Annotated in this window: 35 protein-coding genes; 3 read left to right on the forward strand and 32 right to left on the reverse strand. The window is 40.1% G+C overall.

Translation table 11 applies throughout. From position 1 onward, the window contains the following. The first annotated feature begins 35 nt into the window (after positions 1 to 35). Positions 36 to 269 carry a hypothetical protein gene (locus DV356_RS02875; protein WP_005658872.1) on the forward strand — a complete coding sequence of 78 codons (234 nt, stop codon included), beginning with the start codon at positions 36 to 38 and terminating at the stop codon, positions 267 to 269. 15 nt (positions 270 to 284) lie between these two features. On the opposite strand, the gene DV356_RS02880 is transcribed toward DV356_RS02875, so the two are convergent. From DV356_RS02880 to DV356_RS03030, 32 genes are all read right to left on the reverse strand, one after another. Next, a complete protein-coding gene (locus tag DV356_RS02880; protein ID WP_005658873.1) occupies positions 285 to 425 on the reverse strand; it encodes a GpE family phage tail protein in 141 nt (46 codons plus the stop codon). A gap of 20 nt (positions 426 to 445) precedes the next feature. Further along, positions 446 to 721: a phage tail assembly protein gene (locus DV356_RS02885; RefSeq protein ID WP_005658875.1), complete on the reverse strand. Its 276-nt coding sequence runs from the start codon at positions 719 to 721 to the stop codon at positions 446 to 448. A 93-nt stretch (positions 722 to 814) separates the two neighbouring features. Beyond that, positions 815 to 1,333 carry a phage major tail tube protein gene (locus tag DV356_RS02890; RefSeq protein ID WP_005661614.1) on the reverse strand — a complete coding sequence of 173 codons (519 nt, stop codon included), beginning with the start codon at positions 1,331 to 1,333 and terminating at the stop codon, positions 815 to 817. 10 nt (positions 1,334 to 1,343) lie between these two features. Continuing rightward, positions 1,344 to 2,729: a phage tail sheath family protein gene (locus DV356_RS02895; RefSeq protein WP_005661612.1), complete on the reverse strand. Its 1,386-nt coding sequence runs from the start codon at positions 2,727 to 2,729 to the stop codon at positions 1,344 to 1,346. A 9-nt stretch (positions 2,730 to 2,738) separates the two neighbouring features. Then, positions 2,739 to 3,236 (reverse strand): Gp37 family protein, encoded by a 498-nt coding sequence (locus DV356_RS02900; RefSeq protein WP_005658884.1) that lies wholly within the window; start codon positions 3,234 to 3,236, stop codon positions 2,739 to 2,741. Between the two features lie 11 nt (positions 3,237 to 3,247). Further along, positions 3,248 to 3,682 (reverse strand): gp436 family protein, encoded by a 435-nt coding sequence (locus DV356_RS02905; protein WP_005658887.1) that lies wholly within the window; start codon positions 3,680 to 3,682, stop codon positions 3,248 to 3,250. Further along, positions 3,682 to 4,053, reverse strand: coding sequence for a DUF7210 family protein (locus tag DV356_RS02910; RefSeq protein WP_080317248.1), 372 nt, complete (start codon positions 4,051 to 4,053; stop codon positions 3,682 to 3,684). The genes DV356_RS02905 and DV356_RS02910 overlap by 1 nt, the downstream gene beginning before the upstream one ends. A gap of 65 nt (positions 4,054 to 4,118) precedes the next feature. After that, a complete protein-coding gene (locus DV356_RS02915) occupies positions 4,119 to 5,045 on the reverse strand; it encodes a hypothetical protein (protein ID WP_005661610.1) in 927 nt (308 codons plus the stop codon). 18 nt (positions 5,046 to 5,063) lie between these two features. Beyond that, positions 5,064 to 6,167, reverse strand: a complete 1,104-nt coding sequence (locus DV356_RS02920; protein WP_042602928.1) for a hypothetical protein — start codon at positions 6,165 to 6,167, stop codon at positions 5,064 to 5,066. 242 nt (positions 6,168 to 6,409) lie between these two features. Continuing rightward, complete coding sequence (locus DV356_RS02925; RefSeq protein WP_005661604.1) at positions 6,410 to 6,910, reverse strand: phage virion morphogenesis protein; 501 nt, start codon at positions 6,908 to 6,910, stop codon at positions 6,410 to 6,412. A 202-nt stretch (positions 6,911 to 7,112) separates the two neighbouring features. Next, a complete protein-coding gene (locus tag DV356_RS02930) occupies positions 7,113 to 7,301 on the reverse strand; it encodes a hypothetical protein (RefSeq protein WP_005658899.1) in 189 nt (62 codons plus the stop codon). 186 nt (positions 7,302 to 7,487) lie between these two features. Continuing rightward, positions 7,488 to 8,765, reverse strand: a complete 1,278-nt coding sequence (locus DV356_RS02935) for a phage minor head protein (protein ID WP_005658901.1) — start codon at positions 8,763 to 8,765, stop codon at positions 7,488 to 7,490. Beyond that, a complete protein-coding gene (locus DV356_RS02940; protein ID WP_005661597.1) occupies positions 8,766 to 10,181 on the reverse strand; it encodes a DUF935 domain-containing protein in 1,416 nt (471 codons plus the stop codon). It lies immediately after the preceding gene. Between the two features lies 1 nt (position 10,182). Beyond that, positions 10,183 to 11,505, reverse strand: a complete 1,323-nt coding sequence (locus tag DV356_RS02945) for a terminase large subunit domain-containing protein (RefSeq protein WP_005658905.1) — start codon at positions 11,503 to 11,505, stop codon at positions 10,183 to 10,185. Then, positions 11,489 to 12,037, reverse strand: a complete 549-nt coding sequence (locus tag DV356_RS02950) for a DUF3486 family protein (protein WP_042602925.1) — start codon at positions 12,035 to 12,037, stop codon at positions 11,489 to 11,491. Before DV356_RS02950 ends, DV356_RS02945 begins: the two co-directional genes overlap by 17 nt. Positions 12,038 to 12,046: 9 nt before the next feature. Beyond that, complete coding sequence (locus DV356_RS02955) at positions 12,047 to 12,349, reverse strand: hypothetical protein (RefSeq protein WP_005658909.1); 303 nt, start codon at positions 12,347 to 12,349, stop codon at positions 12,047 to 12,049. Beyond that, a complete protein-coding gene (locus DV356_RS02960; protein ID WP_005658911.1) occupies positions 12,346 to 12,654 on the reverse strand; it encodes a hypothetical protein in 309 nt (102 codons plus the stop codon). The genes DV356_RS02955 and DV356_RS02960 overlap by 4 nt, the downstream gene beginning before the upstream one ends. A 123-nt stretch (positions 12,655 to 12,777) precedes the next feature. Then, complete coding sequence (locus tag DV356_RS02965; RefSeq protein WP_005658913.1) at positions 12,778 to 13,035, reverse strand: DUF2681 domain-containing protein; 258 nt, start codon at positions 13,033 to 13,035, stop codon at positions 12,778 to 12,780. Beyond that, on the reverse strand, positions 13,032 to 13,262 hold the full coding sequence (locus DV356_RS02970) for a DUF2644 domain-containing protein (RefSeq protein WP_005658916.1): 231 nt from the start codon (positions 13,260 to 13,262) through the stop codon (positions 13,032 to 13,034). Before DV356_RS02970 ends, DV356_RS02965 begins: the two co-directional genes overlap by 4 nt. Before the next feature lie 239 nt (positions 13,263 to 13,501). Next, positions 13,502 to 14,038: an N-acetylmuramoyl-L-alanine amidase gene (locus DV356_RS02975; RefSeq protein ID WP_013525661.1), complete on the reverse strand. Its 537-nt coding sequence runs from the start codon at positions 14,036 to 14,038 to the stop codon at positions 13,502 to 13,504. A gap of 86 nt (positions 14,039 to 14,124) precedes the next feature. Then, positions 14,125 to 14,544, reverse strand: a complete 420-nt coding sequence (locus DV356_RS02980; protein WP_005658925.1) for a hypothetical protein — start codon at positions 14,542 to 14,544, stop codon at positions 14,125 to 14,127. Between the two features lie 73 nt (positions 14,545 to 14,617). Further along, positions 14,618 to 14,992, reverse strand: a complete 375-nt coding sequence (locus DV356_RS02985) for a Mor transcription activator family protein (protein WP_118806499.1) — start codon at positions 14,990 to 14,992, stop codon at positions 14,618 to 14,620. 3 nt (positions 14,993 to 14,995) lie between these two features. Next, positions 14,996 to 15,484 carry a gp16 family protein gene (locus DV356_RS02990; protein WP_005658929.1) on the reverse strand — a complete coding sequence of 163 codons (489 nt, stop codon included), beginning with the start codon at positions 15,482 to 15,484 and terminating at the stop codon, positions 14,996 to 14,998. 108 nt (positions 15,485 to 15,592) lie between these two features. Continuing rightward, positions 15,593 to 16,561, reverse strand: a complete 969-nt coding sequence (locus DV356_RS02995; RefSeq protein WP_005658930.1) for a hypothetical protein — start codon at positions 16,559 to 16,561, stop codon at positions 15,593 to 15,595. A gap of 81 nt (positions 16,562 to 16,642) precedes the next feature. Then, positions 16,643 to 16,843, reverse strand: a complete 201-nt coding sequence (locus DV356_RS03000) for a hypothetical protein (protein ID WP_005658932.1) — start codon at positions 16,841 to 16,843, stop codon at positions 16,643 to 16,645. Continuing rightward, the gene (locus DV356_RS09820) at positions 16,840 to 17,004 is read right to left on the reverse strand and encodes a hypothetical protein (protein WP_006996622.1); all 165 of its coding nucleotides are present in this window, start codon (positions 17,002 to 17,004) and stop codon (positions 16,840 to 16,842) included. Before DV356_RS09820 ends, DV356_RS03000 begins: the two co-directional genes overlap by 4 nt. Before the next feature lie 10 nt (positions 17,005 to 17,014). Beyond that, entirely contained in the window at positions 17,015 to 17,212 is a 198-nt protein-coding gene (locus tag DV356_RS03005) for an ANR family transcriptional regulator (RefSeq protein WP_005660802.1), read from the reverse strand. A 104-nt stretch (positions 17,213 to 17,316) separates the two neighbouring features. Continuing rightward, a complete protein-coding gene (locus DV356_RS03010; RefSeq protein ID WP_005660799.1) occupies positions 17,317 to 17,835 on the reverse strand; it encodes a host-nuclease inhibitor Gam family protein in 519 nt (172 codons plus the stop codon). A gap of 21 nt (positions 17,836 to 17,856) precedes the next feature. Continuing rightward, positions 17,857 to 18,060 carry a hypothetical protein gene (locus tag DV356_RS03015; protein WP_042602920.1) on the reverse strand — a complete coding sequence of 68 codons (204 nt, stop codon included), beginning with the start codon at positions 18,058 to 18,060 and terminating at the stop codon, positions 17,857 to 17,859. Beyond that, positions 18,060 to 18,977, reverse strand: a complete 918-nt coding sequence (locus DV356_RS03020) for an AAA family ATPase (protein ID WP_005657710.1) — start codon at positions 18,975 to 18,977, stop codon at positions 18,060 to 18,062. Before DV356_RS03020 ends, DV356_RS03015 begins: the two co-directional genes overlap by 1 nt. Before the next feature lie 26 nt (positions 18,978 to 19,003). Next, positions 19,004 to 21,013, reverse strand: a complete 2,010-nt coding sequence (locus tag DV356_RS03025) for a transposase domain-containing protein (protein WP_042602918.1) — start codon at positions 21,011 to 21,013, stop codon at positions 19,004 to 19,006. 10 nt (positions 21,014 to 21,023) lie between these two features. Then, a complete protein-coding gene (locus DV356_RS03030) occupies positions 21,024 to 21,251 on the reverse strand; it encodes a helix-turn-helix domain-containing protein (RefSeq protein WP_005660793.1) in 228 nt (75 codons plus the stop codon). A gap of 210 nt (positions 21,252 to 21,461) precedes the next feature. On the opposite strand from DV356_RS03030, the gene DV356_RS03035 reads away from it, so the two are divergent. Further along, positions 21,462 to 21,962: a DNA-binding protein gene (locus DV356_RS03035; RefSeq protein WP_005657715.1), complete on the forward strand. Its 501-nt coding sequence runs from the start codon at positions 21,462 to 21,464 to the stop codon at positions 21,960 to 21,962. A 338-nt stretch (positions 21,963 to 22,300) separates the two neighbouring features. After that, positions 22,301 to 24,577, forward strand: coding sequence for a fimbria/pilus outer membrane usher protein (locus DV356_RS03040; RefSeq protein WP_239994841.1), 2,277 nt, complete (start codon positions 22,301 to 22,303; stop codon positions 24,575 to 24,577). Positions 24,578 to 24,592: the final 15 nt, after the last annotated feature.

Below are 24,592 nucleotides of genomic sequence, written 5' to 3' on the forward strand. Positions count from 1 at the left end.
TTTATATTTCTCTCATTACTAAGGGGGGGGTAGATATGAAAACCACTACTAGCTTTGATTTTTTAGAAAGCCTCATTGTATTGAGCTGTGTCGTAGGCTTTGGCTATACCCTGTATTCATTTTTAACTTTTGCAGCATCACAACTGGATTTTGTGCAAATTATTTTTGCTGTTTTTATCTGGGTTATTGCTTGGCAAATAATCGGTGCTGTTTTATTTTTTGCCTATCGGCTAGGTTCAGGACGCTTGTTTTCAAAAGCGAACAAATAAAGTAATAAAGCCACGTTATAGCGTGGCTTTACTTTTGCTGTATCCTGCTTTAATTTGGCGGTTAGCTTGTTCTAGCCAAGTTGATAATTCATCCAATGTCATTTGTTCAATTTCACTAACATTCCAACCAAACCACCACGCCACATCAGCAACCATAGCATTGAGCTGTTCAATACTTACTTTCCCTTTTGCATATCCGCTAACGCTGCTTGGACTTTGGCATAATCCGCAATATCCATAGCATCAAAATCCTCAGGTACCAGCCCTGTGAGAAGTGATAGCATATAGATTTCTTTATCTGCATCAGTGCCTTTAAAATTACTCATCTGTTTAATATCCGCCACTTTTGCACGGCGAATCTTTAATTCGGTAATATCTTTACCTTCCCCGTCTTTAATCGGAAATTGGAGTTGAATACTGCGATAAATTTGGATTTGATTAGAAAGAGACATAAAAAACTCCTTAATGCTTCATTGTTTAACTTCATTAAGGAGTTTAATTAAATACGATTTAAAGTGCTTTTAAAGTGCTTTAAAGATTTTTAACTATTGCCCAATATTAGTGCGGTATTTTTGTAACACATCTTGCCCATTTACACGCAAAATATTAGCAAATGCATCATAGAAGAAGATCTCCTTACCGCCAACAGTTTGCTTAATAGAATGCACTTGGAAGGTATCTGCGTGTTCTGTGGCTTCCTTGTTTTTGAGGCTTCCCCCTGTTGTTTTACTAAAGCTCACATTCATAATGGTAACCATAGGTTCTTCTGCCACTAAGCCACGGGCATCAAATACCTGCAGATTAGAACGAGCCATCAGTTGCACGTTCTTCATTGGGTTGTAGGCTTTGGCTCGCACTTCAGGATAAAAACTATCCCATGTTACTTCGCCCTCTAATGCTGCAATACCAGAGGGTAGCTTAATAGTCCCCACAAGCCCTAAGCCTTTGTGTTCGATTTGCTCAAATTCAATATCTGGCAATTTAAACTGTTTTGCTTTGCCCAGTAATGAGTTTCCATCCATATACACATTGGCATTGATAATCTGATTAATTGCTACGCTCATTTATTACTCCTTATTTTTGTGACACTAAATTAACCAAGTATTTACGTGTCATTACTGACGTGTTGGTAATACGTTCCGCGGGTAATTTCGGTGTGTAATCGTATTTAATCGGCACCTGTCCTTTACTAAACGCATCCACTAAATCATAGTCATAATCTAGCCCTAAGCTATATCCGACAATTGAAGGTAAGGCACGCAAATAAGTGTCTACCGTTTCAGTAAGGCTATCAATTAATGCGTCATCAATTGGGCGGTCAATATATTGCAATTCAACCATGCGAATACTTTCATCAATTAAGTCCCCCGTGCGAAGTGCGGTTTCAAAATTGATGATATGCGTGACAGTTGGGTAATTTGATGAGCGGTTACCCCAAAGTCGGAAACCAGTGCCAAAACTGTTGAAAATGGTGGTGATGCCCACCGCATTTAAACGGTTCGTTTCAGATTGGATATCATCAATACGTGCAGTCAATGGTAATTCCATACCGATTACACCGAGTAATTGGTGGTTTGAGGTACTATGCCAATAGCCTTTTTCTACATCCACTTTCATACGAAGCCCTGCAGCGTGAACCGCCAAACTTTCTAACTGGTTACTGGAACCTAATGCATACGGAAAAAAGTGGCGTACACGTTCAGTTGAATCTTTTGCATTAATCGTGCCTTGTGGACCACGACCTTGGATAGCTTTAGAAAGGCTCGTGCCTTTTGGTAACTGCACATAAGCCACTGCTTTTAATTGTTCTGCAAGTGTACCAAGTGCTGAAGCACAGCTGGCTGTTTTATCAAATTCGGGGCAAATCAGAATTTTGGCATCCGCACCATACAAGTTGAAACCATCGCGCAACAATTCAAAGCCTTTACGTTTACCTGTTGAACTTTCAATGCCACCCTTGATATCTTCTTCAGTGACTTTGCTTGGGTCAGCGTAGGTATAAGTCGCAGTCAATGACGTCTTGCTCACTTTTAAACGAATTTCGCCCGTTTGCATATCTACCCAATAATCTTCATTTAAGGTTAATGGTGTGCTATTGGACTTTAATGTTAGGCTTAATAAGCCTTTTTTCTGCGTATTCGCAAGTAACGTGGTTTCATCCAGCGTAATACTTTCATCTTGAATTTCGCTTTTGTGTTTTGATACATCTAACACGTTCACAACATATACTTGCCCTGCGGCATAACGAGCAATCACATCAAATGCATCAGGTAAGGTGAAACCTTGATTTAAAATCGTACCAAATTTGGCAAAGTCTTTCTTAGTTTGACACAGTGTTAACTCATTAAGTGGACCTATTGGTGCTGTACCGACAATGCCAATAATTGCACCATCAACCGTTTCGACTGCAACGGAGCCACCTGTAACACGTTTGGTTTCTGTGCCATGATGAAATGCCATATAGTTCTCCTATGATTTAGGTTGTAAAATGGGGTTAAGCGGATCCGTTGGCTTGCGAGAATAGACGTTTGCCAATTTAGGTAAATCCACTGCTTTTGTTTGCTCAACTTGCCACGTTTCGGTTTGTACTAAGAGCTGATATTGCCAAAGCCCATCTGCCTCACCAGCAAATTCTTCATTGATTAATGCACAAGCGAGACAATTTTCTGGACGAAATCCAACAATAGCCAACCGCACTTGATCTAATATGGCTAAGGCACCATCATCATTGTGTTGACTGCGTGCAATGACCGTCAATGCAATGGTCACAGTGCGTCGTTGTTGAATAATATCCGTGCTATTAATGCGTTCAAACTTTGACCCTGCGTATTGAATAAGAATTGCACCAGATTCATCTCGCAGGAAATATTCACTCGGATTGTCAGGGAAGAGTTCAATAGCAAAACGGTCAATCTGTGATAGAAGGTGAGTTTGTATGCTGTTTAAAATTGTCTGTGTCGCACTCATAACAATACCTCTCAATAACCTGTTAAATCTATTTTCTTATTAGCTCTGGTTTTGAATTTAGCTACATCGTCCAATGCATTTGTGCCATTTTCATTCAGCTCTTCTAAGCCAAGATGTAACTTACCGCTTTGAATGCGCTCAAGATCTTTCAATGCTTGAGCGTAGGTATCTTTGACGTTCTCAGGGAAACCTGTCCCTTCGGGACGACGTGAATAAAGCCAAAAGCGAGCAAGTTGCAAACAGATATTACGCACGATTGTCGGCACCGATTTTAACGGCAACAAATAGCGAGAACGTAAATAACCGTCCACAGTTTCCGTGGCATACTGACAAGCCTTGTCAAGCACCAATGGGTTATACTCAGTCGCTCTAGAATGATCATTGGATAGTTCAATCAGACTGCGTTCACTCAATACTTCTGTTAAATCCTGTGCCGAAATGTACATTACTTATCTGCCTTTTCTTTGGTTTTTTCTTCCGTTTTTTTCTGCGCTTTTTCAGCAACTAAACGTTCTTTTTCTGCCTTTTCTTCAGCTTCTTTTTGTGCTTTTTCAGCAGCTAAACGTTCTTTTTCTGCCTTTTCTTCAGCTTCTTTTTGTGCTTTTTCAGCAGCTAAACGCTCTTGCTCTGCTTTTTCTTCAGCAAGACGTCGTTCTTCTTTTTGCTTTTCCAATTCAGATTGGTCTAGCTGAATATAAAGCGATAAGTTTTCCGCTTCTTCAGCAGTCAATTCGATTTTGTCGCCCTTTTCATAACGTTTGCCGTTGTGAAGAATTGCCATTGTGCCAACGACGGCATATAACATTTTTTTATTCATTTTTCTCTCCCAAAAAAGTGAGTAAACCGCACTTAAAACTCGTTTAAATACGGCTTAAATTAGATTTAAATACAGCCCTTGATTAAGTAACCAGCAGCTTTACCAACAATGTATGGCTTATTGATATCTGTTGTACGCACGATTTCAACTTTGCCCCCAACTTCAGTATAGGTATCCACATATAAGCCATTTTTACGACGCACGGTATAACCATAAGATGGCTCATAGATATTTTGTTTTTTCTCTTTTGATGCAGCTGCAACATAAGCAAGCACGATAGCTTTTGACCAAATATCTTTTAATTCACTACTTTGTTCATACACCGCCTCACCAATGATGACTTTGTCAATTTTGACTAACTTTGCAAAATCTTCAGGCGTTAATACTGCCGTTGCCACATATTTGATTTTTTCTAGTACTTTGGGGTGTTCACTTAACACTTCCCATACATCACCAGAAATTGCACAAACATTCGGCTTACGACCTGTCGCACGTTTAATTGCACGAATACCTGCTTTAATAACAGAAATTGGATCAGAGTTTTTATCCGTAAATTGAGAAGTACCACTTAACGTGATTTTATTGCTTGCATCATAGTTGTCTTCGTTTAATGCTAAATCCGCACAGGCTTTTTCACGATTTAATACAATCACATCTTGAGTGACACCTGTTGCGTACTGACGAAGTGGGTAAACGCCTTCCGCTTCGCTCACTTCACGAATATCAATTGGATATTCAATGTCGTTTTCTTCTAACACAACAGTCAATGAACCAATATCTTCAGGTGTTAAACGATTTGATGCGGCTCGAAGTTCACGCTTTGTGGTTTGTAAACGGAATGCTAAGCGCCCAAAAGTTGGGATTTTGCCCCCTTCTTTTTGTGTTTCTGCAATCGGGAATAACACTTCAGAAATCATATTCCCATTGTAATAACCCTGTGCTAACTCTGTTAATACAGGGTCAACAACACGATGTTTTGATAAATCAGACATTTGATTTTCTCCCTTGATTTATGAATGAATTGCATTGAATGCGGTGACATAAGACACATTGTGTTCTTTCATATAAGCACGTACACGCTTGTCCATATCAATAGCCTCTGCGCTTGTGCCTTCCGCATATTCAACCGTATTATCTTCAGTTGTTGTGGCATTATCTTTCGTTGCCACTTCACCAAATTGAATAATTTGAGGTTGCGCTTCTAAAAATGCTTTAATTGCAGTCAGGATGTTTTCCCCTTCGCCAAATTCAACTACGCCACCAGCTGATTGCACAGCAGCACAGTTCAGCAACTCAATGGCTTTTTCTTTTGACACAGGAGCAAGTTTCCCTACGCTAACTAGACTTTCTGCAAAATCAGCGTTTTCAACTTTCGTTTGATTTAATTGCGCTTCAGCTTTTTGGGCTTCAGCTTGGGCTTTTTCGTCTTTTAGCTGTTGGTTTTCAGCTTTCAGACGCTCAAGCTCAGCTTTTTCTTCTGCACTCATTTCAGGTTCTCCTTGTTGTTGAGTGGGTTCATTAAAAATCGGAGATTCCGCTTTTTGCGGTTGTAGCGAGTTGCGTACGGCTTCTTCTTGTACACTACCCACTAAATAATCGGGTAAAACTTTATCCGCCTCCTCCTGTCCGTGCTTACCAATAAACCAGTCACGCAAACGTCGCCACAGTGTGGCTTCTGTCCAGTCAGAAAAATCCACCACACCTTCTTCATCTTCAGCAAATTCAGGGTTACGCAATCCTTTGACAGCAGGCGGCATTGCCCCTAAAAAACCGACGTGACGTAAATAAAGCGAGCCTTGTTTAGGATTAGCTTGACTGTTTGCAAGGTAAAACGAAGCAGATACTTTTTTAAATCGTCCTTTATCTACCATCTCGGCAAATTCAGGGTCGATTTGGTCAAACTCTGCCTTGAGAATATCGCCATCAAGCTCTAGGCGTTTGACCCACGCATAAGCTGGATGATTATGTTGTGGATGACCGATAACAGCGGGAGCCTCGTGAAACTCCACGTTATAACTTTGTACTGCTTGTTGTAAGTCTTCGATAGTCAATGTGACTTCTTTGCCATTAGCATCTTTACGAGTGCCAGCTTTGAAAATTTCAATGAGATTCATAATGCCTCCGTTATAGAAACATTATGCCAAGAGGAACGTGAAAAGAATTTTAAAGTGCTTTAAAGATTTGATGAGGAAAACATTATTAAGAGAGCGTTAAGTTTTATATAAAAACTTAAAGTGCTTTAAATGCGGTTCAAATCGCTTAAATTCGATTTAAATTTTTTGAGACGATAAATCGTATTATTTTTAGATTTAAACGCCACAGTGCGAATTTGTGGCGTTATTTTGATTTTTAGGGTTTATTTCAAATTTTGGTTAATTTGGCGTTGTAAAAGTGCGGTGGCTTTTTTCAGAAGTTTTTGTTCGTCTTGAGCATTTACACCTAACCATGGACGCGCAGGAATTTTAGATTGTTTAGCATAAACGGTATTACTCCCTTTTCCAAATTTTAACCGCTTGCCTTTCTTCGGTCTAATTACGCCGCCGAACTGGTGCAATCTGGCATATTTTGCATCGGAACCAAATTCAAGACGATTATCATCATAATTGTATGCTGTCTTTTGTGATAAATAACCACCTTGTTTTAGAATCTGATCGTTTCCTTTTATTTTCCGTGTAATAGAGGAAAGGGGTTGCCATTTTTTACCATCGGGCGCAACTTCAGCTTTAAATCGGTCGGCGTGAATTTTCTTCAAGGTTTCGCCCAATAAGCCGTAGAGTTTGCGTGGGTGCTGTAGTTGTTGGGCAATGCTGTGCAGTTTTGCGAGCGCTTGGGTGTCGTTGAGGGTGATTTTGATCATGGCGTTATTCCACTCTAAAATGCAAGCGTGGTAATGTTGCCACGCTTTATTTAAGGAAATTTTATGTCAAATTACGAAGACAACCTTTTAAGAAATATCTTCGTTGCTCAAGTAGCAACCTTGGCAAAAGCAATCAAAGCTGAAAAACTTGCTCAAGGAACAAGGACCACCAGTGATTGCTATCGTGAAGCTATCATTGAAATTAAACGGAATCGTGAGAAGATTCTATCTCTTCTTGATGAGATACAAGCTCATTACTAATGTCAAAACGTTGGTAATCTTGCACATAAGCTTGAAGCCAATGTAAGACAGAAATAATTTCGTTGATTGTTAAGCCTTGGAATTGTGGTAGTAATTCTAGGGCTTTTTTTCTTTCTTCAAGTTCAGTCATTTTATTCTCCTATTGATTAAAAAATAAGTTGGGCGTATAGTTACGGAAGCTAAGGTATCGTAGGGGCTTTAACAAGGTGGCTAAGTGGTCAAACCTTAAGACTTATAAGAACTACGGGAACGGTTCAAGTAAGTTGGTTTGGATATGTTTGTGGGTTCGAGTCCCACCCGATATTTTAGCGTTCCCTTAAAGCTCTCCCCATAACACTTCAAACTGTTGTAATTTCTTTAAATCTTCATCAATCACGCTTGCTGTTTTAACCACATTTAAATTAGCTTTAAATTTTTTGCTAGTAAGCTGATCTCTCAATTTAACTTCATAATCCATTTTGACTGCCACTTTGCCGTGATCTGTGTCATAGATAAAAAGCAAGGTATCTTTAGCATTTTTATCATTAAAACTTTCTTTAGGTTGAAACAAAATTGCCTTAGGATTTCTCAACTTCTCTGGCAACTGCTCCCAAAACTCAATCGGCAGGTTAATGCCTTTGGCTTGCTTAGTATCACGCAAGGCGTGTAATACATCTTCATCACGCACTGCTATCACAGCAGTTTGAGGGGCTTTATCCATTGCAGTTAGCTTATCAATCACTTCGTCATGAATAACCCCTACGTACTTCATTTTTCCTCTTGCGATTTTTTCATTAGATACCGTTTCTACCATTTCTTTCATTGAGTGATTTAATAACGCAACCGTTGCCGTATTTTTCATCACATCTTGAATTAATAAACTGGCAAAGCGAGGTTCTGCTGTTGTAAGTTTTTGAAACAAAATGCTATCAATCTCAACATTTCTGCTTGAGCTCAAATCATCAAAATTATAAGGTGCAAATCCAACATCATAGCCTTTGGGGAGTGTTACTAAACGCGGAGAGCCTGAACGAACACCGACTAATTTATCTTCATATTCAATCTCAACGGGAGGACTAACTTGTTTCCCCATTGCTTTTAAATCATGCTCATCATGGGCAATGACTGTGCAATGACAACCATATGCTTTGATCGGGTAATAGTATTTCCAAAATGGATCTGTCGCTGGACGAATTGTCCCATCCAAGGCAACGTGTTCTGGTCTGGGGTGACTGTTATCATTATGTTGATATTCCCAGTAGGGCATGACATCTGCTAAATCTAAATGTTGCTGTAAACGCCCTAGGTTATATGCACCATAAACATTTGTATCGTAAATAATACGTGTTCGCCAATTTCTTCCTCCGTTATAATCCCAACCCGTTTTTTCGACAATCTCATCAAATCGCTGACGGAAACTTTCTAATGTTTCCCCATGATGAATCGCTTGATCTACTGCCTCACGAAATGCGTTGATAACTTCATTACGATTTGCGCCCGCAACAACGAAAAAATAGTCGTGCTCTTCACCCAATACATCTAAATAACTATTGGTTTTTAAATTGAGTTTTTTCTCAAAGTAACGAGATTGCTCTTGAAATGTAAACTTGCTCATTTATTTTTCTTCCACAACAGATTGGCGACCTGCTAAAAATGCTGTAGTACTTGCCCAAGCCATTAACTCACCGTATTCAGCAAAATTTAACTCAGGAATGAGACTGTCAAGCTGGTTGCGAAAATCTTCCAAACTCTCAGCTTGACTCAATCTATCTTTAATGGTTTGCATCCAATCTTCAATATAAGTTTCACCCTCTACCTCTAACTGTTCAACGATTCCATCTGTGATATTCGATGGCAATGTTGGCTCATTAAACTCTGCGGTTTTTGGCGTGTTATTGACGGTTAATTCAATATCACCATCTTCAAAACCATAGGTGCGGTGAAGATATTGAGCGGTAAATTTCACCCCCATTTGCGATAAAATTTGGTCACGTTCTACTTGAACTTTATCAATGCTTTCTTGTTCGTAAAGTTCAAATTTAGGCAAGGTTTCCATATTAAAATTGAGCTCACAAATCCAATTCAATAACTGATTAAAACCGCTTTCAACGAGGGTAACATCCTCATTGCGGATTTCTTTTGTTACTTCAAGCCCAGCGGTAGCTGACGCACGATTGCTTTCTTGTTCGGTGGTTTGATTTTGCCCGAGTAAAGCAATGGCAATTTCAGACTTACAATACTTTAAAAATTCATCAAAGACCTGTGAAGAGCCACCTTTGCTTGCGCTTTCTAGCATTGAAATGGAGCTATCATCAGGGATTGCAGCAACAGCAGTACCAATCATTTGTTCGAGGCTATCTAACAAATCTTCGATTTCGTGTGTTTGTGCTTGGCGAGGATGTTTGCCGACCAACCAAGGCGAACCGTATTTTTCGGTAAATTCTAGCCAAAATTTAAAGCCACCTCGTTTAAAGGTTGCAGCCCAAAAGCACAAAGCGAGATCGGATTTTCCGTAAGGATTGGTATAATTGGCTTCTTGGGTCGTCAGCAAAAACTTTTTCTCAGGAACAAGTTTGCCGTTACGGTTCTCTTTATCTCGTAACATCAGTTGATTCTGCTCATCAAAGACAAACCATTCTTGTGGCTTACCAATGACTTCTGCTGGTAACCACAAACCATTTTGGTTTTCCCACATCACTTCGAGCACTTGATAACCAAACAAAGCGGCATCTAACATTTCAGTAATAATTTGAGGTAGGGGAAGACGCTCAAAAAGTGTGTTCAGGATTTCGTCGGTTTTGTCATTACCTGTTGGGGTGATTCGCCACTCTAAACCTTTGATAGCCGCTTTACGACGTCGGACACAACCTGCCACGTGACTATCTGACAAGACTTCACGGTAAGCAGAAATATCACGCCCCATTTTCTTTAAAACGGGGTCAGGATTAGGGAGATATTGCCCCATACTGAAATAATCAATGGCGTGAGAACGCACCGCTATTTCTTTCACTAAATCAAATTTCTTCGCCATATTAATATCCTTGTGTCATTTTTCTGCTTGTTCTTGGTTTTCGGCTTTGGGCTTTGATTGGCATAATTACCCCCTCTTTAGCAGCAGTGAGGGCAAGAAAGCACGCCCAAGTTCGGTCAGCGTGTCCTTTTGAATCACTTTCAGCGATAAAGCGTGGCACGCCATTTGAGCCAGTCACCTTTTTGAGTTTGTGTAAATCTTCTCGCAAATCGGTGTCGCCTTGGGGGATACGAATTTGTCTGTCTTCAAAGGCATTTTTACCAATAGTTGCCATATTCAGTTTGGTGGCGACATTAAATAACACCCCTTGTACTCGGCGTTTACCGTGGCTGTATTGCGCATCTTCCACCATTTTTTCGCCCATGCCTGTTTGGTCGAGATAACAGGTGATGACGTGGTATTGATTAAATACTCGGTCTAATTCAGCAAGTTGCTCTCTCAAAGCAACCCGTTTGAGCGTTATCACTTCTCTTGTCCAGTACACGTCACCCACTAATTCAATGACCCAAATCACGGTTAAATCCCCCCGAACCGCAATATCCATCCCTACAAAACAAGGATTGCCTGTGTAAAGCTCAGGAATGCCTGCCTGATGATGTTCTACAGCGTCAATCAGATCATAAGAGAGCCATGAACTTGCTTCATCAAGCCATTTCAATTCGAACTCTTGCGCCCAAGCATCTTCATCATTTAAACCCTTACGTAGCTGTTCAATGTTACGAGGTAAGCCGTCTGCAACAGCTTGATAAATATCCACGGTATGACGTGACCATTCTGTATTATTAAGGTCGGTCATCAGTTCATAAAATTTGTTCCCTTTGCCGTTTGGGGTACTCACAACTCGCAATTTCCAATCTGCGGATATGACGGGGAATAAGGCTTTCCAGATTTCTCGGCTGTCTTGATGGAAGGCAAATTCATCTAAAAACACATTGGCAGAGAAACCACGGGCAGTGTCAGGATTGGCTGGCAGTGCGGTAATTTTGGAACCGTTAGGGAAAATCACTTCAAGAGCATTGATGGTCGGACTAAATGGTACCTCCATAATTTGACAGGCAATGCCCACAGCCTCTAAATGACGTTTTACTCCTTCATTAATGGCTTCTTTGGCTTGGCGTTCTCCTCGGGATAAAATCACCCAGCGGGTTTTCTCTCCACGCGCTTCACAAGCCATACAATCCAATACAATTTCAAGGGTAGTGGTAAAAGTTTTGCCAGATTGACGGCTAAACATTGCCACTTTGAAACGACTGTTATCTTGCAGCCAGCGTTTTTGGTAGTTGTAGAGAACGGTTCGTGGTGTGGTATTAGTTGTTAAGCCCATAGGTTTCTAATAATCCTTTGCGTACACGCTCAAGGGTTGGCATATCGTTGCCTTCTTGCTCGGCGTTTTTTGCTATTTCGTCAAGTTTTGCCAATAGTTTAGCTTTATGCTCAGCCTGATATTGTTTCAGTTTGACACTGGCAGAGGTCATTGCAGCGATGTTTTTACCGATATTGCCAAATAACTTAATTTTATCTTTTACGCTTAACTCTTCGGTATTACGTGACTCAATTAAGATATTCATCAAATCAGTCTGAACCAGTCTCATTAACGCATCAGATTGACTATCGCCATCATCATCAACAGATTCAGTGATCAATTTGGCAATTTCTGCACTTTCTTTAATCGCTTTCAAACGTCCCTCAATTTTCTGACCATAACGATGAATCGCCGACTTACTGATTGAATAGCCTTTGTCTTTCAATAGCTTTTCCAGTTCTACATAACCTGCAAAGCCATTTTCCGTTAACGCTCTTTCCAGCCAACGGCGGACGTCTTCTGGCAGTTGTTCAATAGAAGAACGTGGAGCCATATATCCCCCTTATGCCCAATATTTTTCAGGACGGGCAATACCAGCCTGACAATCAATGGTGTATTCCACAATATCCACACCTAAGCGATGAATATCGGCAAACCATACACCGTGCGGTTGCTTATCAATGCTGATGAGCTTTCTGTCTTGTAAATATTCCAATTGTTGGCGAATCTCTAATGCGGTTACGTTTGGGTAAATACCACGAATGACGTCAAGTAAAAATTGCTCACTCGTTGTATACGGCATTGCTTTATGTAGCACATTCAATAATTGCCAACGCATACCTTCTCGTCGTGCTTTTTCCATCATCTTGTACTCTCCATTTTGTATAAATCGCTTAATGTCTTGTGTAGTGCATCCATTTTGGCTTCAAGAATAGCTTGTCCTCGGATGTAATCATCACGTAGCACGTAGTTAAGTGGTAATGCTGATTGCATCTGATTTAACTGTTTTTCAATGTCCTCAACTTTGTCATTCACTTTCATTTGATTATGATGTCGCTCGCTCAGTGAATTTTGAAACTGTGCAACCAGCATCTTCGCAAACCCAAAACAGCACCCTAAAAATGAGATCAGTAATCCAACTAAATGCCAAAACTCCACATTGATTGTCATTTTTTCTCTCCCTGAATTGGGCAAATTTCCCTATAAGTTTGATTATGTACCAGTATCTGTCGTAAGGTTTCCGTTGAGTCTTGACGGCTTGCCTTAATCAATCTAAAACCACTACAACTCGGGTTAATCACGGAGATCGTTTTGGTTGTGCAATCTGTCAATAATCCGCTCACGGCTAGTGCTAACAATGTTTTCTTCATTTTTTTGTCTCACTTGATGATGTTTAATCTGTGTTTGGGCTACAGCTTTTTCTGTTTGCAGTTGTGCATTTTCTTCTATCAGCTTTTCAACTCGTCGCTGTGCTTGCTTTAACCTGAAGAAAACATAACCACATAACAAAATAAAAAATGTTGTGCAGACAACAATCACTTGTAAGTTCATTCACGTCCTCCCTGTCGTCTTTCCATCGCGTTTGCAAAGCCTTTTGTTGCGACGCCTCCGCCACAAAAGATTGCAAATGTCATGAATAGCTCTGGTACATAAGATCTGTCTAAATACACACAAATCGCTAGAATAATTGCCATCAATAACGCACCTCCAAATTGAATTGTGCCTGTTGTTGATAAACGTCCATCTGTGTTAGTAATAAGTTCATTCAGTTTTTTCATTTTTTGGCTCCTTAATAAAACCACCAAAAATCATGATTTCCCACACTAAAGAAAAAAATGTTATTCCTCGAATTTCTCTTTTCATTATCAATATCCCCATAACAGATAAAATGCATTAGCGGCTGTGACTCCACTGTTTAATCGTTGATTTTGCTTAGCGTTATTACTGAGTTTTTGAAAGGATTTACCTTTTAATGACCGACTTACTTTAACTTTTATTGATGCACTCATAATGCTCCTTATTCAAATAAGTGTTCATCATTAATCACTTGCTCACTGTCGAGCCATTCCCAAACATCAAAACAAGGACAATCTTTCAGCCATTCGTTAGGGGTGATGGTGCCGTCGCCGTTTAAATCTGGACTTAAATCACGATGTCCACAAATACGAGAGCTGGGAAATCGGCTTTCTAGCTTGCGTAAGAGTTTGTGCAAGGCTTGCCATTGTTTGCGAGTATATTCACCGTGATTTTTACCCATACCAGTGATGCCTCCCACAAGACAAATGCCAATAGAATTTTGATTGTGACCTTTAACGTGTGCACCTGTTTCCCCCACTTCACGTCCTGTCTCAACCGTGCCGTTAGTATCAATAATGAAGTGGTAGCCCACGTGCTTTAGGTGCGGGTTAAAACGTTTGATATAAGTAGGATTGCGTTTAAATCCCCGTTTTTGATGCCATTCGTCGATGCGTTCGGCGGCACTTTGTGAGCTTGTTCGGAGAGGTTTGCCGTTGGTTGTGGCAGAGCAGTGGATAACAATGTGATGAATAGCCATAAAAAAACTCCAATTATCAAGTCATTCTTAATAACTGGAGTATAGTAAAATGGGGTTTAAATTGATTTTAAAGTGGTTTAAAGAAACTATTTCTCTTCAAATGATTTTTGAATCAAACTTAAGTCAATATCCTTTTCCATTGGTAAGCCAAAAGTATCTTTATAACTTCCCAATAAAGATTCATTCTTGAAATAGTTATCATAAATGGTCATTGCCGTACCATTAAGAGCATAAAAGCGTTTTACAGGGTCTTTGTCTTTATTGTAAAGGAATATGTATGTATTACCACGACCATCTAGAGAAATCAAAGCACATCCAACATAATAACGATTATTTACTTGTTTGGTTTTACACTCAACTGCACCACTAGAGTCTTTTTTTATCTTATTGATGAAAGCAAGTGTTAGGGTATCTTTTTCTGCTTGAGTTGGTGCATTAGGATCTTCAGGTTCTCCACATGCTGTGATTCCTAACATCATTAACGTAATAACAAGCCATTTTTTCATTTTAATAATCTCCTTTTATGTTTAAATTCTCGCATTCTACACCTAAAAAACTACTTAATGGTGATTTTTTAGGTTATTTTTCACTAAACATATCAAACTGCCGTCTTGCAATTTCTTCTTTCGTGACTTTCTTCACGATTTGATAAATCCATTGCATAGAAACGTTGTATTTTCGTGCAAGTTCTCGGTGATTTGAGCCGTTAAATTCATTAAAAATTTTGCGGTCGCGCTCACTAAGCAATAAGACGAGATTACGTGGTATATAAATAACTTCACCGCCCCAGCTTTGAGCGATATGGCTTGCGACTTCAATACCGATTTGTTTGGCTAATTCTGAGTTGAGCTCGTTGCTTTTTACTTTCGTTAATAATTGAGTTTCAATATGTTTAGCTAAATCAGCTAAGATTTCAGGTGCTTTTTCATCAAAAATATCTGCATTTGTACTCATCATTTAGCTCCTATTTATTTCTCGCTCACGCCACTTTTTCAAGCGTTCTAATACAATCGTTCCTTGTCTGTAATCTAATGCAGCTACACCCAACACCATTAGTTTTTCAGGCTTTAATATGGGATTGATCACATTACGCACAAATTGATTTAATGCTTCTTCCGAACCATCGCGTAAAAAGCCTTGTTTTGACATATCAATCCAAACAGCTCGAATTTTTAAAGCAATATCGTGTTTGACTACGGCTTTTCCTGAACTTGGACTGTGATAGTTTGAAGTATGAGTTTTTTTGTGAAAACTTGCTGCGTTATTTTGAAAACCTTTCGTTTCTAGTGCACTTAACACTTTATCTAACTCTGTAACTTTCATCTGTTTACACGTACTTTTTCCTGTCAAATTCATTAATAAAGAACGATAAGTTGATTCATCAATTGACAGCTTGTGCTTGGCAATATGGATAAGTTGAATATATTTTGCTTTAGTGTATCGCATGATGTTTTCTCGTTTATGTTAAAACACACTATTCAGCCCATTTCATCTAACTTACCTCTTCTTTTGTAAAGAGGGGCTAGGGGAGATTTAATGGACTGTAAATGGGTTTTAAATGTTTTCTTCGAGTTTTGTGCCTTCAACAAAACCAAGCAAAATGCCTTTCACAATCTTGTCCAATGCCACAAACTGACGGGCTATATAGGATTCAAATTCTGCTGCGTGTTTGCCGAAACTATTGGTGCTGACGGTGCTTTTCATTCTCTCAAAACCAGAAAACTTGATTTTGTTGATTTTTAAGCTAGATGTCAGTGTAAAACTTATGTCATCTTTACCTTCTTCATTCCAGCTGAACAGTTTGATTGATTGCACGCGATAGCCATTTTTTAAGGCTTCAATCACGCGTTCTTTACTTGCCGAGTCGTCACTACGAATGGCACAATCTAAATAGGTACGTGTTTCGTTAAATTCTCCTTGTGCAAGATAAAGTGTCGTGCGGTTAGCAAAATGTAAGTGATTAAACATAGGCTTGTTTTCTGTTAAAAGTGCGGTTAATTTTGCCGTTAAACCGAGTTTTTCTTCTGATACCACAAAGGTTCTAAATTCCACTACGCTCATATTCGTCACAATATTGCTAATCGCAATGCGCGCACGTGGTGAGCGACTATTGGTAATTAAGTGGTGCGTTTCGGCACAGTAGAAGAAATTCACGATTTCTGATGAATACGGCAAATCTTGTTCCAATAATGTTTCTTTAGCTTTTGAGACAATCTCTTTTTCACTCTTTCCCACTACATTGCCAAGTTCGTTTTCTCCGCGTTTTTTAAGCTGCCAAATTTGATGCTCTAGCAAGGCTTTGGAAAGATTAAGCCACTCAAAATGCACGGAGAAAAACAGGTTGCCATTACCCAATTTCGTTACTTTTTTGCCGTTAATTGGATTAGTGACCGTTTCCCAACGTAAAAAATATTTGTCGGAATGCCCACGCATATTTTCAACACGTGAAATCACATCATCGGTAGGAAAATGTGCACTGTAAATTTCGCATTGCTTCAAGGTGATAAAATCTGTGTTACGCATAATTTGCTCCTTTGTTGGTTGATTGTTAAAACACATTATTCAGCCCATTCCAAATGGGTTTAAATGGGCTGTAAATGGGCTTTACTTGTTTTGCATTAAGTATCGCAACCGTCTTTCATTTAAACTCAACTCACTAGCCCCTCGACGAAATAAACGTGAAGCCTGTGAAAAATCGTCATTGATGAGTAATTCTTTGGCGTTTTCTAACATCTCTAATGTTGCAACCACTTCATCAAGAATGCGGATTTTGACTTCATAAGATGTCATAGCTTGCATTGTCATACTTCCTCCACCTCAACCACATCATCAATTTCCGTAATCGTATGCGGTAGTTTATTCACATCACACACATTCAAATCACACAATTCCAACACTTGCTCATTGCTTTCAGCTTCCACAACAGCCTCAACTAAGCAATAAAAACGCGCTACATATTTCGCCATAATCCCCCCCTTAAAACGGTTTTCTTAATACTCGGTCACAAAACGCGGCGCGGTGTTTGCACCACTCTTGATTGCGTGCGTTAGGTGCGTTAAGTTCCGCAATCGCCCATTGCGCTTTGGCGTCTTGCAGTTCGCCTCTGCGTTCGCTGTTTGCCGCTTGTTCACTGTAATATTTAAAGTGATCAAACTTGTTGATGTTTTTGTTCATAAGGTTCTCCTATTGGTTTAAAGCCTATTATGAACGCCCTTCATCCCATCCCCATCTTTTGTAAAGAGGGACTAGGGGAGATTTAAAGAGCGTTTAAATAGGTTTTAGATGTCTTGCTCAAACGGTGTAATCACAAAATCTTCCACGCCTGTTTTAATCGTGACGCCCGCCACCGTTGCCGCTAATTCCGGCTCATTTAACATGGCTTCTTTGTTCACTTCTTCTTTCGTGCGAATGAATCGAACAAGCCCTAGGGTGCGCAAACTTTCAAGCACTGATTCCGCTCCGCGAATCCCCACACTTGGCGGACGCTGTCTCCATTGCACTTCGCCTGTATTAAATGAACCTGTTTTAGTTTTGCCGTTTTGAGTGAGTTCATCACGTCGGCTCTCACACCATGCTTGCACCGCATCTTGTTTTGGTGCGAGTTTTTCTTTGATTGCGTTCATCAAAGGCGCGTATTCTTCGGTAATAGCCGCTAATTTGTCGTTTTGTTCAATCGCTAGGCGTTCTAATTCGCGGTTTAAATCGCCGATCTCTTTAATCGCCACCTCCACTTCATCGCGCGTTTGATAACGCACTGCAAAGGTGTCGGTTTTAATGCGGGTTGCTTTCTTAGCCATTGTTTTTATCTCCTGTTATAATTAAGGTTGAGTTCCATTTGAGTAATGTTCTACCAACCATTCCACGATATAGCGTTCTTGCTCGGGGGTGAGGTTGGGTTGAAATTCGCCGTGTTCTTGTTTCCACTCTGCATTTGCACGTTCTTTTTGGCATTGCAAATTGCAGGTTTCTACATCTGTACAAGCACTGAGAAGTAGAACAATCATTAATAAATACTTTTTCATTAGATGGCTCCTTGCATATGCATTTTGGCTTGTAAAATCAGATCTAAATTAATAGCTACGCCTTGCCCTTTGGCAGCAATCCCTGCAAGGCGTAAATATTGTGTCAAAGCTCTAAGCCCGCCAGCTTTTGTACCGATATCATACAGAGCTTTCATTAGCTCTTTATCTTTTGTATCCAGTTGCCATGCTGCTGCCACGGATTGAATATCTTCTTTTTCACTGGCTTTAATGGCACAACGATTGCCCAATCTGTTCCAAAGTCTTGCGTGTTCGTGGGCTGGATTAATTCCCCCTTGCATGCGGGTATATACTCGGTCGTTGCCAATTAGAGCAAAACCAACTTCAGCTTTTTCTTGTATATAACGCAATTCTTCAATAGCGTCATAAGTGAGGTGATCACTTTCATCTACAATCACAATGCCCCGTGTTCCAGTCAGTTTTTCCACAATCATTCGACTTAGGCGGTCTTTTCGGCGTGGAGCATCTTTAAACCCGAGTTCTAAGGCAAGTTCATATAAAAAAGCATTGAGAGAAGCTCGGCTTGGACTGATGGTAATCATCCAAACATTCTGGTTTTGCTTTTTAAACTCTTGGCAAGCTTTGGTTTTACCGACACCACTTGCTCCATAAATTGGCACAATGGTGGTTGCAAATCGTGCCATTTCTAAGGCATTAAAAATACGTTCTGCTGTAGGTGTTTGGATAAATTCAGGTGCCTCAATAAAAGAACGGATCTTTTTATCTTGATTTTTTAACCAGTTTTCTAAGGCATTTTCAATATTCTCAATATTCCCTGCATAAGTGCCTTTAAGATAAGCACTTAACGCCCCTGCTGACATTCCTATTTGTTGAGAAAGCTCACGTTGAGTGATATTTTTTCTCTCTAAAATTTGCTGAATTTGTTGGGTTAGTGTCATAATGGTTTCCTTCTAAATTTCGGCGGTTATTTCTGTACTTGCTTTAATCCGTTAAATAGATCCTGTTCAAAACTTAAGGTGTTTTGTTCTTCCGTTTCAGTTTCTAACTCGTGGTCAAGTTTGATAGTTTTAACAGTGTTACCGTCCGCAAACTGTGTCCAACTAAAGGCTTGTTTTTCGGCTGGCTCCACAAAATCGGCTGCAGATTGTTCAAACTGTTTGCGATACTGTGCCATTTCGTGTTCACTAAGTTTCTCTTGGTTATCCACCATTTTCTTAGTAATACGGCGTTGTTCGTTAATGAGGCGTTTTTGTACTCTTGCGCCTTCTTCACTATTGAAGGCAATTTTTTCTACACACTCGCCATTACATAAATACACACCGTTTTGGTCATAAATATGAACGGTGCCGTGCAAATCATCAGGGTCATAACGCACAATCACACTACCAACGTTGCCTCCAATAAGGGCTTGGGCTTCGTAAACGTTCTTTTGATTGTTGAGGACATAACCCGCTTTGAGAGTAAAGCGTCCGTGTTTGTCCACTTTAGTGCTTTCGCCTAACATCATTAACTGTCTCAGTTGTTCCTCTGTAGCAAAAGTTTGGCGAGTTTGCGCATAGTCACGCGCCCATAATTGATCTGCACTAAATATACCTTGCCCTAACTCTGTTTCTCTTCCTGCTTTGTCGTTCCAAAGACGTACGCCTTGTTCTAATATTTCTAAAAACAAGGCTTTATTCACGCCTTTTTTAAACTGATAATCTTCGGTTTTTTCAGTCACTGACCAGCCTGTAAAAAAAGCTTCTAAGCGTGCATCACCATCTACATAGGCAGGAAGGCTGTCTCGTTTGAACGCTCGCTCAATAGGCTTAGCACGCCCATTACCTCGCCCTTTAAACACTAAAGTGCGGATAACTTTGATGCCCAAACGATCAAACATACCGTCAATTTTTATGCCTGCAGTTTGACGCTTGCCTCGCTTGCGTTGTTGTGTGGTTTGCTTGTCGGAAGCAGCTCGGGTGTTATCCATTAAAATGGTTTTAGGAATGCCGTACTGCTTAATCATTCTTAGGGTGGCTTGGCGGATTTGATCACCGTTTTCACTGTCATCTACGCAGTAGCTTAAAATGCGGCGAGTACGCACATCTTGCCAAAACCATGTTTTAGGACGGATAGGTGGGCGTCCATCTTCATACCAATCTACAAACACGTTATGTTGATAACCATCACCATTGACGATTTCATAAGCTTCCAAATCCATGACAGTGCGAATTTGTGGGGCGGTCAGTTCACGTAATTCGTGTTCACCACCACGTGCTAATGCGATTTCTGCTTCGGTAAATTCGTTATAAAATTTACGTTTCAAGCTACTTAGGCTCGGGATTGTCCAGTCGTTTTCTTCAGCAGCCAAGGTTAAACGGTAATAACACACACTAAATTTTGGTTTGCTTTTGCGTAGGTAGTCTGCGCAAAAGAATGCCCATGCTTTGTCTGAAATATCTGCCCAACGACAGCTGTTATCTCTTTCTGTTCGGTCGAGCAGAAGAGGTAGCCAAATGCCTTGTGGGTGTGTTTTTACTTTGTACCACCAGCGTTTTAAACTACCTTTGCTGATAGTTTCATCATTGCTGTCAGTTGCATAAAGTGCTACCACTTGCTCAAAAGCTTTCATTAGTGGGATTTTGTTTTCCACTAATCGAGCCACTTTAACTACCGCTTGGAAACGACGTTCTGCGCGTTTTTCTTGCTCAAAGGTGGCTGAAGCGAGGACGTTCCATGCGCTTTCAATCATGGTTTGCTGATTTGAGTCGTTATTTTCTTTATTAACTTTCAGCTCTTCACTGTGCTTGAGTAAATATTCTGTTTGAACTTCTAGAGGAAGAGAGGAGAAGGAGTATTCGTATCCACCTCCTTGTACACCTTGAATTTCTCGGAATATCCATTTTTCTTTTCTAGCTAATCTATTTACATTGGTCGGATGTTTTGATAATCCACCTATTCCAGCAATTTCTTTAGCTGTAACCCAATTTTTCATATCAGCCACCTTAGTCTTGATTTAAGTATCTACTAGGCCAGATATCCCAAGGTTTCATACCTAATGCTTCTGCAATAATTCTTTCTCCTTTTGGATATGGTTTATCTAAAGCATTACGAACAGTTGTTTTTGCCAAACCATTTTCAACTCCTAGCTGAGATAAAGACTTACCTTTTTTCATTAACTCACCACGAATTTCGTGATTACTCATGTCTTGAGATCTTTTATTTCTACTCATTCTGTGAGATCCTTAAAAATTAGTTTTTAAAACTACTTCGACAATGTAAATCATTTAACTATATCGTACTATATTATCAAATCATTATCAAGTCAATAATTGATACGATAAATTTCTAATGGTTTCTCACAAGATTCATTTAAGTGTTTGATTTATAAAGATTGTTTTAATTAATTTTTTAAATCAAATTTTGATTTAATAAGGTGAATTATGAAATCAAAAAAAGAATGGTATTTACCGAGGGATTTGGCGGGTTTGGGAGATCTATCTCCATTTCCTTCAAATGTAACAAGAAAAGCCAAACAAGAAGGCTGGATAAAACGAGAAGCTAAAGGCATAAAGGGTGGAGGATTTGAATATCACTATTCATCTTTGCCACCAGCTGTACAACAGGCGTTAGGATTTAAGCCAAACGAAGCCAAAAAAGAACCTTTGCCAGCAGCGCGTGTTGGTGAGCGGTTGAAAGAGATAGACCGCATTATGGCGGCAATTAGCTCGCTCGAGGCAAAGGTAAAGGAATTAGAAGAGCCTACATTGGATAGCCTACCTGATACGCTAGACCAAGCTGAAAAACGGCTTGTGCGTTGGTTTCGACAATGTAATAAGGATAGGCAGGCGATGTTACTTTCATCGGCTGAAGTTCTAGCAGATATGTCATTGAAGGAACAAAAAGAGAGCTCGGAGCCACTTGAAAATTGTGAAGTAGCTTAAAGGTTTTTAAAAATAAATAACCCTAGCAAATCCTTTCTATGAATTTGCACAATACCTTGATAATAAAAAGAATTATAAAGTAATGTCAAGATAGGTAAATTAATTTTGTGAACTATGCTTAAAATCAATTTAAACTGCATTTAAATTTAGTTTTTAATTTCTCACTTTATGCGGTTGAATTTGAGTTTTCTCAGAATTTTTCCCATTTCATTATTTTTCTTTTTTCTTGATATAAAAAAGGGGCTAGATTCTCTCAAGCCCCTGTTCATGCGGTTTCCGTCCCACTTAATCCCGAATTTTCCCGCCAAATCCCTATTTCTCTTTTTTTCTCATTTTAAATGGTTGGATACAGTCGGGCAGAATTATGCTTTACGCCTAAACTTCAAGAAATGCTGGATTTGATGGATGAAGCCATTGTGAAATCGCCCAATTCAGAAGATGACACTTGTGTCTTTGCTTCTGATGCTATTCCTAAAGGCACGTTTGAATATCAAAGCGGCGAAATGAAATTGAAACTTGAGCTCCCTCAAGCTCTCACTATTCGCCGACCAAGAGGCTATATTGCGCCATCTCGCTGGCAAACTGGCACCAATGCCGCTTTTGCAAATTACGATATCAACTATTATCGTTCTGGTAATCCCGAAGTAAAATCCGAAAGTTTGTATGTGGGCTTGCGTAGTGGCGTAAATTTTGGCAACTGGGCATTGCGTCATAGCGGCAGTTTTAGCCGTTTTGAAAACCAAAGTAGCTCGGGTTTTACTGATAAGGGCAAAAATCATTACGAACGTGGCGATACCTATTTACAACGAGATTTCGCCCTGCTTCGTGGCAATGTCACTGTTGGGGATTTTTTCAGCACTGCCCGCATTGGCGAAAATTTTGGTATGCGTGGTTTGCGTATTGCCTCTGATGATAGAATGCTTGCCCCATCACAACGTGGTTTTGCCCCAGTGGTGCGTGGCGTGGCAAACACAAACGCCAAAGTCAGCATCAAACAAAATGGCTATACGATTTATCAAATCACCGTTCCCGCAGGGCCTTTCGTGATTAACGATTTGTATGCCAGCGGTTATAGCGGCGATTTAACGGTGGAAATCCAAGAAAGTGATGGTAAAGTGCGGTCATTTATTGTGCCGTTTTCTAATCTTGCCCCGTTAATGCGTGTGGGGCATTTGCGTTATCAATTAGCTGGCGGACGTTATCGAATTGACAGCCGCACCTTTGATGAACGTGTGTTACAAGGCGTGTTGCAATATGGTTTAACTAATCATCTCACGCTGAATTCAAGCCTGCTTTATACACGTCATTATCGTGCAGGGCTGTTTGGTTTTGGTTTAAATACGCCGATTGGGGCGTTTTCTGCTGATGCCACTTGGTCGCACGCTGAATTTCCGCTAAAACATGTGAGCAAAAACGGCTACAGCTTGCACGGCAGTTATAGTATTAACTTCAATGAAAGTGGCACCAATATCACGTTGGCAGCCTATCGCTATTCTTCACGGGATTTTTACACCTTAAGCGACACCATTGGTCTTAACCGCACTTTCAGACAATTTAGCGGTGCGTATTTGCCTGAAATTTACCGCCCAAAAAATCAGTTTCAAGTGAGTTTAAGCCAAAGTCTGGGGAATTGGGGAAATCTCTATCTTTCAGGACAAACCTATAATTATTGGGAAAAACGTGGCTCGAATACGCAATATCAAGTTGCCTATTCAAACAGCTTCCACATTCTTAATTACTCTGTAAACCTCTCACAGAGTATTGATAAAGAAACGGGCAAACGTGACAACAGCATTTATTTAAGTCTCAGCCTGCCATTAGGCGATAACCATTCTGCAGATAGTAGTTATTCTCGCAGTGGTAACGATATTAACCAACGACTTGGCGTAAATGGCTCTTTTGGTGAACGTCATCAATGGAGTTATGGTATTAACGCTTCACGCAATAATCAAGGCTATCGCAGTTATGACGGTAATCTTTCGCATAACAATAGCATTGGTAGTTACCGTGCTTCTTATTCACGTGATAGCCTCAAAAATCGCTCCATCTCACTGGGCGCAAGCGGTGCTGTCGTGGCGCACAAACACGGTATTACCTTAAGCCAACCTGTTGGCGAAAGTTTTGCCATTATTCACGCCAAAGATGCCGCAGGAGCAAAAGTGGAATCAGGTGCCAATGTGAGCCTTGATTATTTCGGCAATGCGGTTATGCCTTACACCAGCCCGTATGAAATCAATTATATCGGTATCAATCCATCTGATGCGGAGGCGAATGTGGAATTTGAAGCCACTGAACGCCAAATCATTCCTCGTGCAAATTCAATTAGCTTAGTAGATTTCCGCACGGGCAAAAATACAATGGTGTTATTTAACCTCACTTTGCCAAATGGCGAGCCAGTGCCAATGGCATCCACCGCACAAGATAGCGAAGGGGCATTTGTGGGCGATGTGGTGCAAGGTGGTGTGCTTTTCGCTAATAAACTTACCCAGCCAAAAGGCGAGTTAATCGTCAAATGGGGTGAGCGAGAAAGCGAACAATGCCGTTTCCAATATCAAGTTGATTTGGATAACGCACAAATACAAAGTCACGATATTCAATGCAAAACCGCAAAATAAATAATTGAAGAGGAT

It is taken from the genome of Haemophilus influenzae (assembly GCF_003494325.1).
Classification (GTDB): Bacteria; Pseudomonadota; Gammaproteobacteria; order Enterobacterales; family Pasteurellaceae; genus Haemophilus; species Haemophilus influenzae_I.

Excerpts from the sequence above, each read along its gene's own strand:
- DV356_RS02930 (WP_005658899.1), bottom strand. The coding sequence starts at position 7,301 with ATGACTGAACTTGAAGAAAGAAAAAAAGCCCTAGAATTACTACCACAA.
- DV356_RS02900 (WP_005658884.1), bottom strand. The coding sequence starts at position 3,236 with ATGAGTGCGACACAGACAATTTTAAACAGCATACAAACTCACCTTCTA.
- DV356_RS03030 (WP_005660793.1), bottom strand. The coding sequence starts at position 21,251 with ATGAGTAGAAATAAAAGATCTCAAGACATGAGTAATCACGAAATTCGT.
- DV356_RS02985 (WP_118806499.1), bottom strand. The coding sequence starts at position 14,992 with ATGAGTACAAATGCAGATATTTTTGATGAAAAAGCACCTGAAATCTTA.
- DV356_RS02980 (WP_005658925.1), bottom strand. The coding sequence starts at position 14,544 with ATGAAAAAATGGCTTGTTATTACGTTAATGATGTTAGGAATCACAGCA.
- DV356_RS02970 (WP_005658916.1), bottom strand. The coding sequence starts at position 13,262 with ATGAAAAAACTGAATGAACTTATTACTAACACAGATGGACGTTTATCA.
- DV356_RS03025 (WP_042602918.1), bottom strand. The coding sequence starts at position 21,013 with ATGAAAAATTGGGTTACAGCTAAAGAAATTGCTGGAATAGGTGGATTA.
- DV356_RS02920 (WP_042602928.1), bottom strand. The coding sequence starts at position 6,167 with ATGAATCTCATTGAAATTTTCAAAGCTGGCACTCGTAAAGATGCTAAT.
- DV356_RS02960 (WP_005658911.1), bottom strand. The coding sequence starts at position 12,654 with ATGACAATCAATGTGGAGTTTTGGCATTTAGTTGGATTACTGATCTCA.
- DV356_RS02950 (WP_042602925.1), bottom strand. The coding sequence starts at position 12,037 with ATGGCTCCACGTTCTTCTATTGAACAACTGCCAGAAGACGTCCGCCGT.
- DV356_RS02910 (WP_080317248.1), bottom strand. The coding sequence starts at position 4,053 with ATGAATAAAAAAATGTTATATGCCGTCGTTGGCACAATGGCAATTCTT.
- DV356_RS02915 (WP_005661610.1), bottom strand. The coding sequence starts at position 5,045 with ATGTCTGATTTATCAAAACATCGTGTTGTTGACCCTGTATTAACAGAG.
- DV356_RS02955 (WP_005658909.1), bottom strand. The coding sequence starts at position 12,349 with ATGATGGAAAAAGCACGACGAGAAGGTATGCGTTGGCAATTATTGAAT.
- DV356_RS03035 (WP_005657715.1), top strand. The coding sequence starts at position 21,462 with ATGAAATCAAAAAAAGAATGGTATTTACCGAGGGATTTGGCGGGTTTG.
- DV356_RS03020 (WP_005657710.1), bottom strand. The coding sequence starts at position 18,977 with ATGACACTAACCCAACAAATTCAGCAAATTTTAGAGAGAAAAAATATC.
- DV356_RS03010 (WP_005660799.1), bottom strand. The coding sequence starts at position 17,835 with ATGGCTAAGAAAGCAACCCGCATTAAAACCGACACCTTTGCAGTGCGT.
- DV356_RS03005 (WP_005660802.1), bottom strand. The coding sequence starts at position 17,212 with ATGAACAAAAACATCAACAAGTTTGATCACTTTAAATATTACAGTGAA.
- DV356_RS02975 (WP_013525661.1), bottom strand. The coding sequence starts at position 14,038 with ATGGCTATTCATCACATTGTTATCCACTGCTCTGCCACAACCAACGGC.
- DV356_RS02935 (WP_005658901.1), bottom strand. The coding sequence starts at position 8,765 with ATGAGCAAGTTTACATTTCAAGAGCAATCTCGTTACTTTGAGAAAAAA.
- DV356_RS02895 (WP_005661612.1), bottom strand. The coding sequence starts at position 2,729 with ATGGCATTTCATCATGGCACAGAAACCAAACGTGTTACAGGTGGCTCC.
- DV356_RS02925 (WP_005661604.1), bottom strand. The coding sequence starts at position 6,910 with ATGATCAAAATCACCCTCAACGACACCCAAGCGCTCGCAAAACTGCAC.
- DV356_RS03015 (WP_042602920.1), bottom strand. The coding sequence starts at position 18,060 with ATGAAAAAGTATTTATTAATGATTGTTCTACTTCTCAGTGCTTGTACA.
- DV356_RS02965 (WP_005658913.1), bottom strand. The coding sequence starts at position 13,035 with ATGAACTTACAAGTGATTGTTGTCTGCACAACATTTTTTATTTTGTTA.
- DV356_RS02990 (WP_005658929.1), bottom strand. The coding sequence starts at position 15,484 with ATGCGATACACTAAAGCAAAATATATTCAACTTATCCATATTGCCAAG.
- DV356_RS03000 (WP_005658932.1), bottom strand. The coding sequence starts at position 16,843 with ATGACAATGCAAGCTATGACATCTTATGAAGTCAAAATCCGCATTCTT.
- DV356_RS02875 (WP_005658872.1), top strand. The coding sequence starts at position 36 with ATGAAAACCACTACTAGCTTTGATTTTTTAGAAAGCCTCATTGTATTG.
- DV356_RS03040 (WP_239994841.1), top strand. The coding sequence starts at position 22,301 with ATGGTTGGATACAGTCGGGCAGAATTATGCTTTACGCCTAAACTTCAA.
- DV356_RS02995 (WP_005658930.1), bottom strand. The coding sequence starts at position 16,561 with ATGCGTAACACAGATTTTATCACCTTGAAGCAATGCGAAATTTACAGT.
- DV356_RS02885 (WP_005658875.1), bottom strand. The coding sequence starts at position 721 with ATGTCTCTTTCTAATCAAATCCAAATTTATCGCAGTATTCAACTCCAA.
- DV356_RS02890 (WP_005661614.1), bottom strand. The coding sequence starts at position 1,333 with ATGAGCGTAGCAATTAATCAGATTATCAATGCCAATGTGTATATGGAT.
- DV356_RS02940 (WP_005661597.1), bottom strand. The coding sequence starts at position 10,181 with ATGGCGAAGAAATTTGATTTAGTGAAAGAAATAGCGGTGCGTTCTCAC.
- DV356_RS09820 (WP_006996622.1), bottom strand. The coding sequence starts at position 17,004 with ATGGCGAAATATGTAGCGCGTTTTTATTGCTTAGTTGAGGCTGTTGTG.
- DV356_RS02945 (WP_005658905.1), bottom strand. The coding sequence starts at position 11,505 with ATGGGCTTAACAACTAATACCACACCACGAACCGTTCTCTACAACTAC.
- DV356_RS02880 (WP_005658873.1), bottom strand. The coding sequence starts at position 425 with ATGGTTGCTGATGTGGCGTGGTGGTTTGGTTGGAATGTTAGTGAAATT.
- DV356_RS02905 (WP_005658887.1), bottom strand. The coding sequence starts at position 3,682 with ATGTACATTTCGGCACAGGATTTAACAGAAGTATTGAGTGAACGCAGT.